General features: G+C 61.1%; 14 protein-coding genes and 1 tRNA gene. 7 read left to right on the top strand and 8 right to left on the bottom strand.

Annotated elements, in window-relative coordinates; translation table 11 throughout:
* Positions 1-48 precede the first annotated feature (48 nt).
* On the top strand, positions 49-573 hold the full coding sequence (gene hpt / locus GOB94_RS00990) for a hypoxanthine phosphoribosyltransferase (RefSeq protein ID WP_255484131.1): 525 nt from the start codon (positions 49-51) through the stop codon (positions 571-573).
* Positions 574-625: 52 nt separating this feature from the next.
* On the top strand, positions 626-1,945 hold the full coding sequence (gene aroA / locus GOB94_RS00985; RefSeq protein ID WP_182277106.1) for a 3-phosphoshikimate 1-carboxyvinyltransferase: 1,320 nt from the start codon (positions 626-628) through the stop codon (positions 1,943-1,945).
* Here the strand turns inward: aroA and GOB94_RS00980 are convergent.
* From GOB94_RS00980 to miaB, 3 genes are all read right to left on the bottom strand, one after another.
* Positions 1,942-3,081 (bottom strand): glycosyltransferase family 9 protein, encoded by a 1,140-nt coding sequence (locus GOB94_RS00980; RefSeq protein WP_182277105.1) that lies wholly within the window; start codon positions 3,079-3,081, stop codon positions 1,942-1,944. The genes aroA and GOB94_RS00980 overlap by 4 nt on opposite strands.
* Positions 3,082-3,165: 84 nt before the next feature.
* Complete coding sequence (locus GOB94_RS00975) at positions 3,166-3,699, bottom strand: bifunctional nuclease family protein (RefSeq protein WP_182277104.1); 534 nt, start codon at positions 3,697-3,699, stop codon at positions 3,166-3,168.
* A gap of 59 nt (positions 3,700-3,758) precedes the next feature.
* Positions 3,759-5,237, bottom strand: a complete 1,479-nt coding sequence (miaB, locus tag GOB94_RS00970) for a tRNA (N6-isopentenyl adenosine(37)-C2)-methylthiotransferase MiaB (RefSeq protein ID WP_182277103.1) — start codon at positions 5,235-5,237, stop codon at positions 3,759-3,761.
* Positions 5,238-5,696: 459 nt separating this feature from the next.
* On the opposite strand from miaB, the gene GOB94_RS00965 reads away from it, so the two are divergent.
* A complete protein-coding gene (locus GOB94_RS00965; RefSeq protein ID WP_182277102.1) occupies positions 5,697-7,100 on the top strand; it encodes a glycosyl hydrolase family 28 protein in 1,404 nt (467 codons plus the stop codon).
* A 102-nt stretch (positions 7,101-7,202) separates the two neighbouring features.
* Here GOB94_RS00965 and GOB94_RS00960 read toward each other — a convergent pair whose 3' ends face one another.
* Complete coding sequence (locus GOB94_RS00960) at positions 7,203-8,516, bottom strand: acetylxylan esterase (protein WP_182277101.1); 1,314 nt, start codon at positions 8,514-8,516, stop codon at positions 7,203-7,205.
* A gap of 277 nt (positions 8,517-8,793) precedes the next feature.
* On the opposite strand from GOB94_RS00960, the gene GOB94_RS00955 reads away from it, so the two are divergent.
* On the top strand, positions 8,794-11,178 hold the full coding sequence (locus GOB94_RS00955; protein WP_182277100.1) for a phosphoketolase family protein: 2,385 nt from the start codon (positions 8,794-8,796) through the stop codon (positions 11,176-11,178).
* Between the two features lie 2 nt (positions 11,179-11,180).
* Complete coding sequence (locus GOB94_RS00950; protein ID WP_182277099.1) at positions 11,181-12,308, top strand: acetate/propionate family kinase; 1,128 nt, start codon at positions 11,181-11,183, stop codon at positions 12,306-12,308.
* Positions 12,309-12,591: 283 nt separating this feature from the next.
* Here the strand turns inward: GOB94_RS00950 and GOB94_RS00940 are convergent, their stop codons facing one another.
* The 4 genes from GOB94_RS00940 to GOB94_RS00925 form a co-directional block, all read right to left on the bottom strand.
* Positions 12,592-13,134 (bottom strand): hypothetical protein, encoded by a 543-nt coding sequence (locus tag GOB94_RS00940; protein ID WP_182277097.1) that lies wholly within the window; start codon positions 13,132-13,134, stop codon positions 12,592-12,594.
* A 55-nt stretch (positions 13,135-13,189) separates the two neighbouring features.
* The gene (locus GOB94_RS16755; protein ID WP_255484129.1) at positions 13,190-13,660 is read right to left on the bottom strand and encodes a hypothetical protein; all 471 of its coding nucleotides are present in this window, start codon (positions 13,658-13,660) and stop codon (positions 13,190-13,192) included.
* Positions 13,661-14,142: 482 nt separating this feature from the next.
* A tRNA-Asn gene (locus tag GOB94_RS00930) sits at positions 14,143-14,217 on the bottom strand.
* Between the two features lie 339 nt (positions 14,218-14,556).
* Positions 14,557-15,342, bottom strand: a complete 786-nt coding sequence (locus GOB94_RS00925; RefSeq protein WP_182277096.1) for a WecB/TagA/CpsF family glycosyltransferase — start codon at positions 15,340-15,342, stop codon at positions 14,557-14,559.
* Positions 15,343-15,775: 433 nt separating this feature from the next.
* Between GOB94_RS00925 and GOB94_RS00920 the strand changes: the two genes are divergently transcribed.
* Positions 15,776-16,519 carry an SDR family NAD(P)-dependent oxidoreductase gene (locus GOB94_RS00920; protein WP_182277095.1) on the top strand — a complete coding sequence of 248 codons (744 nt, stop codon included), beginning with the start codon at positions 15,776-15,778 and terminating at the stop codon, positions 16,517-16,519.
* A gap of 16 nt (positions 16,520-16,535) precedes the next feature.
* The gene (locus tag GOB94_RS00915) at positions 16,536-16,832 is read left to right on the top strand and encodes a DUF1330 domain-containing protein (protein ID WP_182277094.1); all 297 of its coding nucleotides are present in this window, start codon (positions 16,536-16,538) and stop codon (positions 16,830-16,832) included.
* Position 16,833 lies beyond the last annotated feature (1 nt).

The following is a 16,833-nucleotide window of genomic DNA, read 5'->3' as shown; positions in this document are numbered from 1 at the left end:
TCTGAGCGCATGGCTACTTCCCTGCCCCCGTACGTTGACCCGCAAACCATGGATGTTCTTTTCTCTACCGACCAGATTGCCGAGCGTGTGAAGGCGATTGGGAAACAGATCTCGGAGGACTACAAAGGGCACACGGTTGTGCTGATCGGAGTGCTGAAGGGCGCGGCGATCTTTCTGGCGGACCTGGCGCGGTCGATTGAGGTGGACAATACGTTCGACTTCGTGGCGGTATCGAGTTATGGGCGCGCGCGTGTGTCGAGTGGCGCGGTGAAGTTGATCAAAGACATCGACAACCCGATTGAAGGCAAGCATGTGATCCTGGTGGAGGACATCCTCGATACGGGACTGACGCTAAGCTATCTGCGCGGTTTGATGCTGCAGCACAAGCCTGCGAGCTTGAAGATTGCAACGTGTCTGGATAAACCGGAGCGGCGGCTAGTGCCAATCGAGTCCGACTATACGTGCTTCCAGATTCCGAACCGGTTTGTGATCGGCTATGGCATGGACTATGCCGAGCGGTATCGCGGCGTGGCGGACATTCGGATCTTCCCTGAGAACCCGCCGGGACACTAGAGGCAGGGGATAGTGAAGAGAGGATAGAGGATAGAGACGCTAAAATAGATGTATGGCTTCTACTATGCACGACACCTCTTCTGCTGCTTCCATTACGCAAGTTGTTCGACCGGCGCGGAGCTTTCGCGGCTCGCTGATGCTGCCGGGCGATAAGTCGATCTCGCACCGCTATGCCATGCTGGCAGGGTTTGCGGAGGGGACGTCGCGACTGTCGAACTTTTCGACGGGAGCCGACCCGCACAGCTCGCTGGGCTGCATGGCGGCGATGGGCGCGAAGGTGGAGACGGCGGGCAAGGTGATCTCTGTGACCGGCACCGGTGGCGTGCTGGCGCAGCCGAAGGGTGACCTTGATTGTGGTAACTCGGGTTCGACGATGCGGATGCTGGCGGGGCTGGTGGCTGCACAGGGTGAGGTGTATCGGTTTGTGGGGGATGAGTCTCTGACGGTGCGTCCGATGGAGCGGATTCGTGGACCGCTGGAGAAGATGGGAGCGCGGATTGAGCTGACTGACGGACATGCTCCGATGATTATTCGCGGCGGTGAGTTGAAGGCTATTGATTTCGAGACGCCGATTGCGAGTGCGCAGGTGAAGACTGCGGTGCTATTCGCAGGGTTGCAGGCGAAGGGTACGACTTCGATTGCTGAGAAGATTCGGACGCGTGACCATTCTGAACATGCGCTGCGTGCGTTTGGTGCGACGCTGACGCGTGAGAATGACCGGCTGTCGATTGTAGGCGGGCAGTCGCTGCATGCGATTGATGCGACGGTGCCGGGGGACATGTCTTCGGCGGCGTTCTTTCTCTGCGCAGCGCTGCTGTTTGAAGATTCCAACGTGGTGCTGGATGCGCTGGGGATGAATCCGACACGGGCCTCTTTGCTGGATGTGATTACTGGCATGGGCGGCAAGATCAAGGTGCTGAATGTGGAGGAGCAACACGGCGAGATGGTGGGGACGATCCAGGTGAACCGCAGCGGGAAGCTGAAGGGGATGGATATCTCCGGTGCGCTGGCTGCGCAGCTGATTGATGAGCTGCCGGTGATTGCGGCGATCGCTCCGTATACCGAGAACGGGGTGAAGATACGCGATGCGAAGGAGCTGCGTGTGAAGGAGAGCGACCGCATTGCGCTGGTGGTGAAGAACCTGCGCGCGATGGGCGCTGAGGTGACCGAGCACGAGGATGGAATGGATATTCCCGGCGGACAGACGCTGCGGGGCGGCGTGATCGACTCGGGGCTCGATCATCGGATTACGATGGCGTTTTCGATTGCGGCGCTAAGGGCTGAAGGCGAGACGGAGATTCGTGGGGCTGAGGCGGCTAGCGTGTCGTTTCCGGAGTTCTTTACATGGCTGGATGAGCTGGCGATTCGCTAGCTGCGTGTGTTGGAGAGCAGGCGGGCGATACGCTGTTCGTGCGCGTGGGTGGATGGTGGGAAGTGGTTGTCAAGCTGGGTGAAGGCGGCGATGGCAGCTTCGACGGTGATCTCGTCGAGGCGGTAGTCGCTGGGGATGTCGGCGTGGGCGAGGAAGTTGTCGGGGCCGCGCAGGACGATGGCGTTGGGGACGGTGAGTGGGAGCCACTCGATGGCGGGTTGCCAAGTGGGAGCCAGAACGACGGTGGGCACCTGTGCAGCGCGGCCGACGTGGAGTGTTCCGGTGTCGACTGTGACGAGCGCGTCGCAGAGGCAGAGCAAAGCGGCGAGTTGGGGTATGGTGGTGCGGCCGGCGAGGCTATGGCCGTGTGAGTTGGCGAGCGAGCAGATGCGGTTGATCGTGTCGGCCTCTGCGTGGGTGCCGAGGAAGACGGTGCGGTGGCCGACGGATTCGACGTGACGGATGAGGGCGGCGAAGCGGTCGTCGTGCCAGTTGTTGGGTTGTGCGCCGCTGCCCTGCACGACGAAGGCTGTGATGGGATGTGCGTGCGGGTTGGCTACATGCAGCAGCGAGCGTGCGGCTGCGAGGTCGTCGGTGGTGAAGTAGACGGCGGGCCCGGGGTGTGTTGTTGCGTCATCGACGAGGCGGAGGTTGTTGTCGATGAGGCTGCGGGTGGGGTCGTAAACGAGGTGCGTGTCGTAGAGCTTGGGTATATCTGCGAAGCCTTTGGTGGGAGCGAGGCGGAGGAGCAGAGCGAAGAGTGCGAGGGTGCCGCGGCGGTTGGAGGCGTCCTGCAGGATCTGCGTGGGGTGAAGATTGAGGGAACGGAGCTTGTCGCGCAGGAGCAGTGCGTGGTGGTTGAGCCCGCGGAGAGTTTTGCCGGGGTCAGGAGTATCGAGCAGGTGGTCGATGTGCGGGTCGTGCTGCAGAACAGAGTGGCCGAGGCCGCGGGTAGCGACGATGATGGTGCAGTCTGGATAAGCAGCTTTGAGCGCTGCGTAGATGGGTGTGGCGTGGACGCAGCAGCCTAGCGGGATGCGGTACTGCAGGATGAGAAATGTAGGCGAGGTAGTGTGGGCGCGCGGACGGAGTGCCCGGATGCAGTGAAAGAGCAGGCGTAAGAGCGAATTGCGCATCAGGCTTCGAACAAAAGCAGATTCCCTTCGGGAATGACAGACAAGAAAAGCGAAGGCGACAGGGAGTGCGTAGCGCCGGATGGCTTACATCTTGTAGCGGCCCATCTCGTCGTCGTTGAGGCTTTCGAGCCAGCGGCGGAGGTCTTCGGGGCTGAGGTTGGTGGCACCGTCGGCGGCACGGCGGGCGTGGTCGAAGACCTGCTGCGAGATGAAGATGGGGCAGTCGCTGCGGAGAGCGAGGGCGATGGCGTCGGAGGGGCGCGCGTCGAGGGCGACGAGTTCCCCGCCCTGGTCCATCCAGATGGTGGCGTGGAAGGTGTCTTCGCGGAGCGAACCGACGACGACACGCGTGACGCGGGCGTTGAGGCCATGGATGGCCGAGCGCAGGAGATCATGCGTCATGGGGCGCGGTGTGCTGGCTTTTTCGATCTCGAGTGCGATGGCGTTGGCTTCAAAGAGGCCGACCCAGATGGGCAGGACGATCTCGCCGGCGAGGTCGTTGAGTACGACGATGGGCTGACGGGTGGAGGGGTCCATCATCAGGCCGCGGATGCGAACCTCGACCTCGGCTTCGGCGGCCTTGGTTTCGGGCTCGGGCTTGAATCCGGGGAGGTGCATGTTGGTAGTGTAACGCTGAAGTGCGAGGGAATAGGGAGTAGGGAGTAGGGAGTAAAAAGCTAGGCGGTGATGCGGGCGTTCAGGGCTTGCTGGGCTAGCAGAGCTGGTGATGGGGCGATGGCGGGGGCGATGGCTTCGCCGACGAGGGAGTTGGGGAAGACCTGCGTGATGCGGACGTCGATGTAGCTGCCTGGCTTTGGCAACGTTCCCTCCGGGGCTGAAGCCCCTTCCTTCTGAGGCGAGTCAACGGACGGGCTGAAGCCCGTCCCCTTCAAAGCGAGGTCCGTGGAGTTCAAGGCGAAGGCTGCAGGACCCATTGTGAAGTTGACGGTTTTGTTCTGGGAGCTGCGGCCGGTGATCTGGTTGCGGGCGGTGTTGTGGCCTTCGACCATGACGGTCATCGTCTGGTTCATGTGGCGCTGGTAGTTGGTGCGCTGGATCTCGCGCTGGCGGGCGTTGAGGATGGCAAGGCGCTCGACCTTGACCTCCTCGGGGATGCTGTCGACCATGTGGATCGCCGGGGTGTTGGGGCGCGGGGAGTACTTGAAGCCGTAGATGGCGTCGTAGCCGACTTCGTCGAGGAGCGTGATGGTGTCCTCGAAGTCCTTGTCGGTTTCTCCGGGGAAGCCAACGATGATGTCCGAGGTGAGCGAGATATCGCGTTTGGCGGCCTTGGTCCAGGCGATGCGCTCGAGGTACCAGTCGCGTGTGTACTCGCGCTGCATGGCCTTGAGGACGCTGGTGCTGCCGGATTGCACGGGCAGGTGAATGTGGTCGCAGAGCGCGGGCATGGCGTCGATCGCGTCCACGATGTCTTTGGTGAACTGGCGCGGGTGCGAGGTGGTGAAGCGGACGCGCTGGATGCCGTTGACCTCGCCTACTGCGGCGAGGAGTTCGGCGAAGCTGCGTTTGCCGCTGGGATCGACGTAGCTGTTGACGTTCTGGCCAAGGAGTTGGATTTCGGTGTAGCCGAGGGCGGCGATGCGCTGGGCTTCGGCGAGGACGCTGGCGCTGGTGCGGGAGCGTTCCTTGCCGCGTGTGTAGGGGACGACGCAGTAGGCGCAGAACTTGTCGCAGCCTTCGATGATGGTGATGTAACCGCGATGCGGGTTGCTGCGCGCGGTGAACTCGGTGTCGAAGGTCTCGTCGGTCTGCCGGTCGTCGAGGCCGGTGATGCGGGTTTCTCCTGCTTCGAGGCGCTGAAGCATCTCGGGGAGATTGCGGTATGAAGAGCTGCCGGCGACGATGGAGACGTAGGGAGCCTTCTCGAAGATCTTTTCGCCTTCCTGCTGGGCGACGCAGCCGATGACGGCGAAGCGCTTGCCTTCGCCCTGGAGGCGCTTGTACTCGTTGAGACGGTGGAAGACCTTCTGCTCGGCTTTGTCGCGGATGGAGCAGGTGTTGTAGAGGATGAGGCCGGCTTCGGCCTCGTCGACGACTTGCTGGTAGCCTTCGCGGATGAGGGTGCCGACGACTTTTTCGGAGTCGTGGGCGTTCATCTGGCAGCCGAAGGTTTCGATGTAGAAGGTCCTGGACATGAGGCTCGATTCTGCGGGAAGGCGCTTGCGGCACCCCTCCCCGCTTTGCGGGGTAAGATCCGCAGCGGATTGGGGTTAGTGGTGGATACCCTGCTGGCTATACAGGCGCGTGGAGTGGGTGCGTCCGGGCAGCTTGAGTGGTCCATTTCCCTGCTTCCATTGTAACGGGTGTGTCAAGTAAGAGCCGAGGCTGGTTCCCTGTCCGGCTGCATGTGGAGCTGTCATGAATGGGTACTGCGAACCCATGTCTCAAAGGCGAGACATAGGGCACCCAGAGAGGCGTATCCCCTGGCGGTTTACAGCCCACCTTAGCGACGATGAAGCCGTCGCGAAGATGGGGCACCCAGCTCCGGTAGTCCGATTTGCGGACTGCCTTCATTTTGTCCGGCCTTCGTTGTCATTCAGTCCGGAGAAGTCTAGTAGGCTTCGGAGCGATACCATTCAGGGCGAGGTATGTGTATGAGCAAGCGGATGGGGCGGCGTCTTTTTTTGCAGAGCGTTGGTTATGGCGTGGTGGCAGGACCGCTGGCGATGAGGTTGAGCGCGATGGCTCCTGTGACGCAGGTGGCTGCTCCTGCGGCAGTGGCTACGGTGGGTGATCTGAAGCTGAATGTGAAGGACTATGGTGCGGTGGGGGATGGTGTGGCGAAGGAGACCACTGCGCTGCAGAGGACTCTGGACCGGTGCGCGGTGCTGGGTGGTGGCGAGGTGGCGGTGCCTGCGGGAAAGTATTTGACGGGGGCGATTCAGTTGCGGTCGAAGGTGATGCTGCGGCTGGAGCAGGGTGCGGAGCTGGTGGGGAGCGGGGATTTCGACGACTATCCAGTGAGCGAGGTGCGGTGGGAGGGCAAGTGGATTCCGGGGCATGTGGCGCTGATCTATGCGATGGATGCGGAGGACACCGGTGTGGTGGGGCCGGGGAAGATTACGGGCAATGATGCGCTGGGCGGGCGACCGAGAAAGGAGAGTCCGTTGCGGCATCCGGCGCTGATTGAGCCGATGCGTTGCCGGAGAGTGAAGCTGGATGGATTTTCGACGAGCTATCACCTGATGTGGTCGGTGCATCCGACGGAGTGCGAGGATGTGGCGATCTCGAACCTGACGATCCGGAGCACGGGTGGGAATGGCGATGGGATTGATGTGGACTCGTGCAAGCGCGTGAGTATTGATCGGTGCGATATCTCGACGGGGGATGACTGCATCTCGTTGAAGAGCGGGCGCGGTGAAGAGGGGTACACGATTGGGAAGGCCACGGAGGATGTGACGATCTCAAACTGCACGTTTGCGGATGCGATCTTTGCGTGCATCGGGATTGGGAGTGAGACGTCGGCGGGGATCAGGCGGGTGAAGATTACGAACTGCAAGTTCACGGCCGCACGGAGCCATGCGATCTACATCAAGAGCCGGCCGGGGCGAGGGCCGTTCCTGGAAGACTTCAGCGCGGATGGGCTTGAGGCCTCAGGGCTGAAGGGTGGGTTTCTGAGGTTCAACTTTACGAACAGCGGGATTCAGGACCCGGACCCGGTGCCGGGGCTGGTGGGGATTCCGACTGCGAAGAATGTGCGGATCAGCAACGTGGTGTTGCATGATTGCCCGGTGCTGGTGGATGGAGCGGCGGTGAATCCGGAGAAGCCGGTGGATGGATTTGCGCTGATTAACGTGACCGGGACGTGCAGGAAAGGGATCACGCTGGCGAACATGCGGCATGTGGAGCTGAAGAACATCCATGTGACCGGGCTGGAAGGGCCGCTGCTGCAGACGTATAACGTGCAGGGCAAGGGGCTGGAAGGTGCGGTGACGATGGAGGCGCCGAAGAGTCCTGGGCCGGTGGCGGAGCCTGCGGTGGCTTATAAGCTGCATTAGGATTTGCTGGTGGTGAAGAAGCCCTCCGGGGCTAAAGCCCCTTTCGCGTGAGAGCGGTATTCAGTGGCCTGAAGGCCACTGCTCCCTCCGAAAAGCTGGACGTTATTTTTCGGGATGGAGGTGTTGTTTTAGGAAGTCGATGTAGATTTGCCAGTCGCTGGGGACCATGCCGTGGCCGCCGTCGTGCATGTAGTAGCCGAGGTCGTGGAGGATGGGGGTTTTGGCAGCGGGCCAGGTGGTGGTGTCGAGTGGATCTTTGCCGAGGAGCTTGTAGACGGGGGCGGCGGCGACTTCGGCGAGGAACTCGCCTTTGGGGTCGGACCAGAAGTCGGTGTTGCCGGTCTGCAGCAGCAAGGGGCGCGGCGCGATGAGGGCGACGAGCATGTTGGCGTCGAAGGGGGCGGTGTCGGGGAAACCTCCGTACTTGGCCCAGTTGCCCGCGAATTGATAAGGGTAGCGCGTGGGGGCTTCGAGGTGGGCGATGGTCTCGCCGTAGTCGCGATGGCTGAGGGCTGCGCCGCCTTCGCCGGAGCAGCTGGCGATGACGAGGGCGAAGCGCTGGTCGTGCGCGCCGGCCCACATGACGGTCTTGCCGAGGCGTGAGACGCCGTGGATGGCGACGCGGTGGGCGTCGACCGCGGGGTCGGTTTCGAGGTAGTCTTCGACGCGGCTCATGCCCCAGGCCCAGGCGGAGATGGTCCCCCACTCGTCGGGTGCGGGCTTGGTCTGGCCGGGTTTGAGGTAGTGCGCCTGGATGCTGTTGTTGAAGCCGGCGGGATAGTCGGGGGCGACGTCGCCGTAGTAGAAGGTGGCGACGCCGAAGCCCGCGGCGAGGACGTCGGGGATGTTGAGGCGGCCGAAGAGCGAGGCCTTGGGTACGATCTTCGTGTTGGTCTTGGGGTCCCAGGTTTTTTGCGGTGTGATGCCGGGGTCATCGACGGCGAACTGTACGGCGCCGAAGCTGATGCAGAGGAGAAGCGGGACGGGCTTCTTTGCGGATGCGGGGATGTATTCGAGCAGATGGATGGCGGGGCCGTCGGCGTCGGCGGTGAGATGGATGGTGATCTGCTTGCGAATGGCGGTGCCGTTGAGTGCGGGCGTGCCTTTGTCGGTGATCTCGAAGCGCTCGGCTGACGGGCGGCCGGGGGCGATGCCGTACTGCTGTGTTTCGAAGAGCTTGACGATCTCGGGACGGCGTTTGGCGAACCACATTTTTGCTGTGGTGACGGGCTTGCCGTCGGCGAGACGGAGCGCATCGGGGAGCGTGTAGGTGCCGACTTTGGCCTCGTCGTAGTTGACGGGGATTCCGGCCACGACGGCGGCAGGTGTTTTCGCGACGGGCGTGGGCGGCGCGGTCTGTGCGCTGAGTGATGTTGCGGCCAGGGCGAAGAACGATGCGAGCAGAGAACGAAGCATGACAGGGACTCCCGAGGTCGGCACCCATCTTAGTATGGGGGCATCGTGTGCCGTTGGGAGGGGTTCCGCGTTTCGGGACAGGCCGCATCCTCACCGGAGCGCCGAGGCCGGGTGTTCGGTTCTGGCGCTTTTTGGGGTTACTTCCCGGCCTTGTGATGATCGTCACAAAGGATTCACGGTCGCTTTGCGATATTGAGAGACAGTGGGTTTGGGATGCTTACCGATTGATGGTGCGCGTCGAACGATGAACCTGCATCTATGTACCCATGGAGAACTTATGACTGCTGCTGCCGAGATTGTGCCTACGTTGTCCGCTGAAGAGCTGCAGTTGATGAACCGCTACTGGAGCGCCTGCAACTATCTTGCCGCAGGGATGATCTATCTGCGGGAGAATCCGCTGCTGCGGGAGCCGTTGAAGGCGGAGCACATCAAGCGGCGGTTGCTGGGGCACTGGGGGTCGGACCCTGGGCAGTCGTTTCTGTGGGTGCATCTGAACCGGCTGATCAAGAAGCTGGACCTGAATGTGATGTATGTTGCCGGGCCGGGACATGGCGCGCCGGCGACGCTGGCGAACTGCTACCTGGAGGGACGGTACTCGGAGGTGTATCCGGACAAGAGCCGCGATGAGGCGGGGCTGCGAAAGTTCCTGCGGCAGTTTTCGTTTCCGGGAGGGATTGGCAGCCATTGCACACCGGAGACGCCGGGGTCGATCCATGAGGGCGGTGAGCTGGGGTACTCGCTGACGCATGGGTATGGCGCGGCGTTCGATAATCCCGACCTGATTGTTGTGGTGGCGGTGGGTGATGGCGAGGCGGAGACAGGGCCGGCGGCGACGGCGTGGCACTCGAACAAGTTTTTGAACCCGGTGCGCGATGGGGCGGTGCTGCCGGTGCTGCATTTGAACGGCTACAAGATTGCGAACCCGACGATCCTGGCGCGGATCTCGAATGAGGAGCTGACGTCGTTGTTTCGCGGGTATGGATATGCGCCGTATTTTGTGGAGGGTGATGAGCCGGAGTCGATGCACCACAAGATGGCGGCGGTGCTGGAGAAGTGCATCGAGGAGATCAAGCGGATACAGTATGATGCGCGGGAGAACGGCGTGACGGAGCGGCCGCTGTGGCCGATGATTGTGATGCGCACTCCGAAGGGATGGACGGGGCCGAAGATGGTGGATGGGCATCGCGTGGAGGGGTTCTGGCGCGCGCACCAGGTGCCGATCCTTGACCCGATTGCGAACCCTGCGCACCTGCAGCAGCTGGAGGCGTGGCTGCGGAGCTATGAGCCGGAGACGCTGTTCGATGCGAAGGGGCGATTTGTGCCGGAGTTGCAGGCGTTGGCTCCGGAGGGCGATCGGCGCATCAGCGCGAACCCGCATACGAATGGCGGGGAGCTGAGTGTTCCGCTGGAGATGCCGGATTTTGCGGCGTATGCGGTTGAGGTGAAGTCGCCGGCGAAGGAGTATGTAAGCCCGACAGCGACGCTGGGAGTGTTTCTGCGTGATGTGATGCGGCAGAACATGACGAACTTCAGGGTGTTTGGGCCGGATGAGACGGCGTCGAACAAGCTGACAGCGATCTATGAGGCGTCCGAGAAGACGTGGATGGCGGAGATCAAACCGGAAGACGCTGATGGCACGGAGATTACGCAGGATGGTCGCGTGATGGAGATGCTGAGTGAGCATACGCTCGAAGGGTGGTTCGAAGGGTATGTGCTGACGGGGCGGCATGGGCTGTTCTCGACCTATGAGGCGTTTGTGCATGTGATCGACTCGATGTTCAACCAGCATGCGAAGTGGCTGGAGAAGGCGAAGAACGAGCTGGCTTGGCGGGCGCCGATTCCTTCGTTAAATTTGCTGATTACTTCGCTGGTGTGGCGGCAGGACCATAACGGATTTACGCACCAGGACCCGGGGTTTCTGGATGTGGTGACGAACAAGAGCCCGGGCGTGGTGCGGATCTATCTGCCGCCGGATGCGAACTGCCTGCTGAGCGTTGCGGACCACTGCCTGCGCAGCAAGGACTATGTGAATGTGATTGTGGCGGATAAACAGCCGCACCTGACGTATCTTGATATGCAGTCGGCGATTGAACATTGCACGAAGGGCATTGGGATGTGGGACTGGGCGAGCACCGATAACGGCGAAGAGCCGGATGTGGTGCTGGCATGCGCGGGTGATATCCCGACGATGGAGAGCCTGGCAGCGGTGTCGATTTTGAAGAAGCACTTCCCTGACCTGAAGATGCGGTTTGTGAACGTGGTGGACCTGTTCCGGCTGATGCCGGAGAGCGAGCATCCGCATGGGCTTTCGGACCGGGACTTCGACAGCCTGTTTACGGTGGACAAGCCGGTGATCTTCAACTTTCACAGCTATGCGTCGCTGGTGCATAAGTTGAGTTATCGGCGGAAGAACCATGACAACATCCATGTGCGTGGGTACAAGGAGAAAGGCAGCATCAATACACCGTTCGAGCTGGCGATCCTGAACCAGATCGACCGCTTCAATCTTTGCATCGATGTGATTGACCGCGTGCCGAAGCTGCAGGCGAAGGGTGCGCACGTGAAGGAGCAGATGAAGAACGAGATCGTGGAGAGCCTGCGCTATGCGTATGCGGAGGGCATTGATAAGGACGAGATCAGCAACTGGGTTTGGCCGGAGTAACGATGTCCCTGCGTGACGATGAGGTCGTGCTGGCGATCAATAGCGGGTCTTCGTCGCTGAAGGCGGGGTTCTTTGTGCGCGATGGCGCGGACGAGCGGGAGGTGCTGCGGTGCAGTGCCGACGGCATCGGACGTGCGGACGGCAGCTTGCGGGTGGTGGATGCGGAGGGACACGAGTTGCTGCATGAGGAGAAGTCTCATGCGACTCAGGAGGAGGCGCTGGGGGCGTTTGTTGCGGCGGCCGCGGAACGTGGGGTGAAGCCTTCTGCGGTAACGCATCGCGTGGTGCACGGTGGGCCGGAGCTGACGGAGCACCAGTTGATTACGCCGCAGGTGCTGGAGAAGCTGCGCGCGGCGGAGCACTTTGCGCCATTGCATATTCCGCAGGCGTTGAAGCTGATTGCGGAGGCGGAGAAGCAGTTCCCTGCACTGCCGCAGGTGGCGTGTTTCGACACGGCGTTCCACAACACGATGCCGGAGAGTGCGAAGCGGTTTGCGCTGCCGGGCGAGTTATATCGGCGGGGTGTGCGGCGGTATGGGTTTCATGGGCTGTCGTATGAGTCGATCGTGCATCAGCTGGCGGGGCAGATGCCGGAGCGGATGGTGGTGGCGCACCTGGGGAATGGGGCAAGCCTGTGTGCGATGCGGGGTGGCGTTTCCGTGGATACGACGATGGGGCTGACTCCAACGGGCGGGATTCCGATGGCGACGCGGAGTGGTGATCTCGACCCGGGTGTGGTGCTGTTCCTGATGCGGACGGAGCAGATGGGTGCGGATGCGCTGGAGGAGATGCTGAACCATCGCAGCGGATTGGTGGCTCTGTCGGGTGGCGAGAGCGATATGAAGCGATTGCAGGAGCGGAGTGATGCGGGTGAGGCTGGGGCGGCTCTGGCGGTGACGGTGTTTGTGACGGCGGTGCGGAAGATGGTTGGGGCCTATGCGGCACTGCTGGGTGGGATCGACCTGCTGGTGTTTTCCGGCGGGATTGGAGAGCATGGTGAGGCGGTACGACGCGAGGTTTGCGAGGGGCTGGAGTTTATGGGGCTGAGGGTCGATGGGGCGAAGGTGAGGGTGATCCCGGCGCAGGAAGAGATACAGATGGCGCGGATCAGCCGCCGTGTGCTGGCTTGATGTAGACGCTGTGACTCGAAAACTTCTGCTACTCCAATCAAGACCTGATGCAGAACTATGCAAAGCTGAAAGAAGCCGCCATCTCGGCCCATGGTGCTCCCGTGACACTGTGTACCGATCTTGAGAACTGGGCGGGGCGACGAGTTTTCGACGGAGATGCACGAAGGGAGGATTACGGACATTCCATCCAAGACTCTAGATTCCGTGTTTGAAGAGCTTGCGATTTTGGAGTGCGCCCTGTTGAAGATCGATTGCGAGGGCGCAGAGTACAGCCTTTGCGAGATCAGAAATGGCTTCCTGCCCCGCGAAAGATAATTCCACCTGCAATTCTGAACTGGTTTTGACGATCACCGTCCAGGTTGCGAAGCTCGGAGTGGTGATAGTCCACATGAACGGCGCGTATCCATATGTGTCTCGACACAGCTATGTCGACACCACCCCCGATAGCCATGGCAAATGAAGTGTCGTAGGACGTGGGTAGTTTCCCAGCTGGAGCAGGAAAGTAGCTGTCGAAGCCGTGAACCCCGCCGAACAGGGCCTGCGCATAGGGCTGAAATAGCGTGCGGGTTGGAACACGGAGGCGTAGACCTCCCAATCCATTGATCAAGCCCAGGCCAACGTCGGTGCCCGGGATATGATCCACATGCTGACCGCTGCCTTCGCCGACAAAGGAGAAGTTCCGCCATATCGGAATGGCGACTTCTCCTATGCCGCCGGCCATCCAGAAACACCCGCAGCCGCCGACGGGCGCATTGGCGTGTAGTGCGGAGAACAACACATCGGCTTCTATAGAGTTCTTCGGTGTTTGCTGGGCCATGGCAACCATGGGAGACAGCAGAACACAGAAGGCGATTCGAGCTAGTTTGCTCGCCGGTATCTCCTTATTCCACCGTCAAAGTTACGGTTGTGCTGTGGACCAGGATGCCGCTGGTTCCTGTGATGGTGACGGTGTAGGTCTGTTCGGCCTGTGAGAAGTAGCCTCCGGTGTAATACCTATGGCGGCTATGACCATAAGAACCGCCACCAGCAGCGACGTCAGATGCCGGCGACGCCATACTGTCAGAGGCAGCACCAACAGACGGCATCTTGTTCAGCGGCAAAAGCTTTGCCTGGGTTTGCGGAACGCTGATGGTCAGCGTTTTCGCAGCCGCCTGCGAGCCCGGTGTCGCGGTTGAGGACGCGAAGCTGTAGGTTGCGTTCGTGGGCAGCCCTGTAACTGTCAACCCAATGGGATGATCGAAGGATGGACTGAGCGGCACAAGTTGCACGGTGTAGTTTATCGTTGCTCCCGGAGGAGCGATTTGCGAGACGGGCGTAGCCGCTATCGAGAAATCAGTCACTGCCGGCGTCACGGTTAGAGTTCCGTTGACGTAAGCAAGCCTGTAGCTGGCAGAACTCAGCCCGCCGGCAATTGAAATCGGATATGTGCCCGGCGGTGAGTCTGCTGTTGCCGTGGTTTGGTAAACGGGCGTACCAGCAACTGCTGTGGCGTAGGCGTCGCCGTCCCGCTGGTGACTGTCGCCATCCCGAGTACTGCGGCGCCATTGCTGAAGTCCACTGTGCCGGTTGCTCCCCCGGGCGCTACAGTAGCCGTCAGTGTAATTGGTGTTCCATATTGCACAGTTGGTGCGCTAGATGTCAGAGTGGTCTGCGAGTTGGCCGATGTGATGGCCAGAGTTCCATTGACGAAGGCCTAGCGCCGACTGTTTTTATGGGAAAAAGACGTGCAAGAAGTCGAAGGTCGAACAACAAACTATCTGCCATTACTCGAGAAGCAGATGCTTATACCGCAGGAATATACATGCCGTCGTGGTCTTTGTCGAGAAATTGATGATGGCTCCTGAGGTAGGACTCGAACCTACAACCCTTCGGTTAACAGCCGAATGCTCTGCCATTGAGCTACTCAGGATCGCGTGAAAACGCTGGTCACGAGACCGGCTGCCGGGAGGCTGCGCTTGTCTTGCTCCTCTACTTTTATAACAAACATGGAGGAGGTGGTCAAAGGGATGCTCCGTACGAAGGCCGGATATGACGAGCAACAAGAGCCGAGCTGGAGAGATGGCGCTGTGGGGCTGAGGTCTAGGAGTAGAGCAGCACAGCGATGTTGGCGGCGGCGAAGAGTTACGGGCGAGGCTCATGGTTGTGAACTACTGCGATGGAAGCGGCGAAGGGTGTTTTTGAGGCGGAAGCCCTCCCCCGTTTTTGGGGTCAAGATCCGCAGCGGATTGGAGTTAGGGGTGGAACCCCATCATGAGGCGTCGACTTTGTTTTGCTTATCAGGGGAGAAAAGTGGTGGAAGCTGGGAGCGGTAGCGGCGGATGAGGGTGAAGAGCTTGCGAGCCTCCCAGTAGCGGCGGGCGAAGCGGCGGGGGGAGTGCAGGGTGCGGAGGAGCCAGCCGAGGTAGAGGCGGTCGGCCCAGACAGGGATAGGAGCCTGTTCGCCGGAGAGGAAGCCGATGGCGGCACCGACGCAGTGGATGGCAGGGAGATACGAGAGGCGGCGCTTGAGGTCGGCACCGAGGGGTTCCTGTATGCCGCCGCCAACGCCGAGGATGACGTGCTGCGGGTGGAGGCGCTCGATGAGGGTGAGGAGTGCGGGGTCGATGGGCCGGGCAGGGTCAATACGGTACATGGGTGCTGAGTAAAGGTGCGTGGCGGGGACTTCAATTCCCTGCTGGCGCAGCCAGGCGGTGGTGAGAGCGATGGAGGGTTCGCTCGGCAGCACCCAGAGGGTGTTGCCGGGCTGGCGGAAGCTGGGGAGCATGAGCAACTCGCGGAGGTAGGTGAGGCCGGAGAGGCGGGCGATGTGGTCGTGCTGAAGGCGGTTCCAGAGCAGGACCATGAAGGCCGAGTCGGGAAGGAGGAGGTCGGCGGAGAGGAGCGCGTCGCGGTAGGTGGGGTTGGTTGTGATGTCCTTGAGCGCGGGCGCGGCGGGGAAGAGGACGAGGCCGCCGGGTTCGGCGCGGGCGACGGCTTCCGAGGCGGTGCCGAGGAAGAAGTGCAGGCCGAGAATGATGCGGTGGTCGTCGTTCATGCTGTGGCTAGTGTAGCGGGAGACTTATGAGGCTAAAGCTAAACCATCGCAACCGGTTTGGGCTGCATGCCCCCTCAGTCGCTGAGGCTGCATCAGCGAGCCGTGATTCCATACTTCCGCAGCCCCCTGATGGTGTTATCCATGCAGCCCACCTGTGCACTGGGTTAAAACCCTGCTTTCAGGGGCTCGAGTTTCACAGCCGTGAAGCAGATAGTTTCTTCAGGGCAAATCACTGGCCCTGCCTTGGTAACGGGGTTAGATGATGTCGACGATGGTATCGCACAGGCGCAATCCATCCCTGGGTTGGCGGGCTTATGCGTGACTCCAATTGAGGGAAGAGATGAAAGGCCATCCGGCTCCAAGATCGTTGGTCCAATCCAGGACCACCTCAAACCACAACCAATCCACGATGTGAAAGGACGACAGCTCGCACATGAAGCTCACAGGCAATACGGTTTTCATTACAGGGGGCGGGTCTGGTATCGGGCAAGCTCTGGCCGAGGCGTTCCACCGGCGGGGCAATCAGGTCATCATCTCCGGCCGGCGTCGGAGTGCGCTGGACGAGACCCTGGCAGCGAATCCGGGCATGGCGGCCATTGAGCTCGATGTGCAGAGCCTCGAAAGCATTCAGTCGGCGGCGCAGCAGCTGACGCGGGAGTACCCGCAGCTCAACGTGGTCATCAATAACGCGGGGATTATGCTCCCGGACTCGGCTGGAAGCGTGCAGGATGACGCTCAACTGCTCTCCACCGTGATGACCAACCTCATCGGCCCCATTCGTGTGACATCGGCCCTGATCGAGCACCTGAAGGCTCAAACTTCAGCGACGATCGTCTACAACACGTCGGTGCTGGGCTTTGTGCCCATGGCCGTCACATCGGTCTACTCCGCCACAAAGGCAGCGCTGCACTCCTATGTGCTATCGCAGCGATATAAGCTGCGCGACTCATCGGTCCGAGTGATCGAGCTTGCGCCGCCGTGGGTGCGTACCGACCTGATGAACAGCCGCGAAGCCGAGGCCGCCATGCCGCTGAGCGCATTTATGGAGCAGGTGATGCAGCAGTTGGGGACCGATGCGTTCGAGATTCTTGCGGGCAATGCACCGGCGCTCCGCGCCAACCCCGGCCCCGAGGAATATTCCTTTGTTGAGAACTTCAACGCGTCCCTGCCGTTCTGATACGAGGAGAGGATTTATGTCTGCCATCATGATCTCCGATATCACCGTTCTCAACGAAGAAGCCTTCCAGACGTATCGCACGCGCGCGGCCCCGGTCATCGAGCAGTTTGGCGGGCGGTATCTGGCACGCAACGGTGAGGTGCGGGTGCTGGAGGGACAGTGGAAGCCGCGGGCGATTGTGGTCGTGGAGTTTCCAAGCCTCGAACAGGCGGAAACCTGGTACCGCTCGCCGGAGTATGCGCATGCACTCGAGGTGCGGGACCTGGCGCTTACGCGCGACCTCATTCTGGTGGATGGCTACGGTGGCGAATAGC

This window comes from Granulicella sp. 5B5, from assembly GCF_014083945.1.
GTDB lineage: Bacteria > Acidobacteriota > Terriglobia > Terriglobales > Acidobacteriaceae > Granulicella.
Note: the sequence above shows the minus strand (reverse complement) of the source record. Positions and strands in the feature narration are given on the sequence as shown.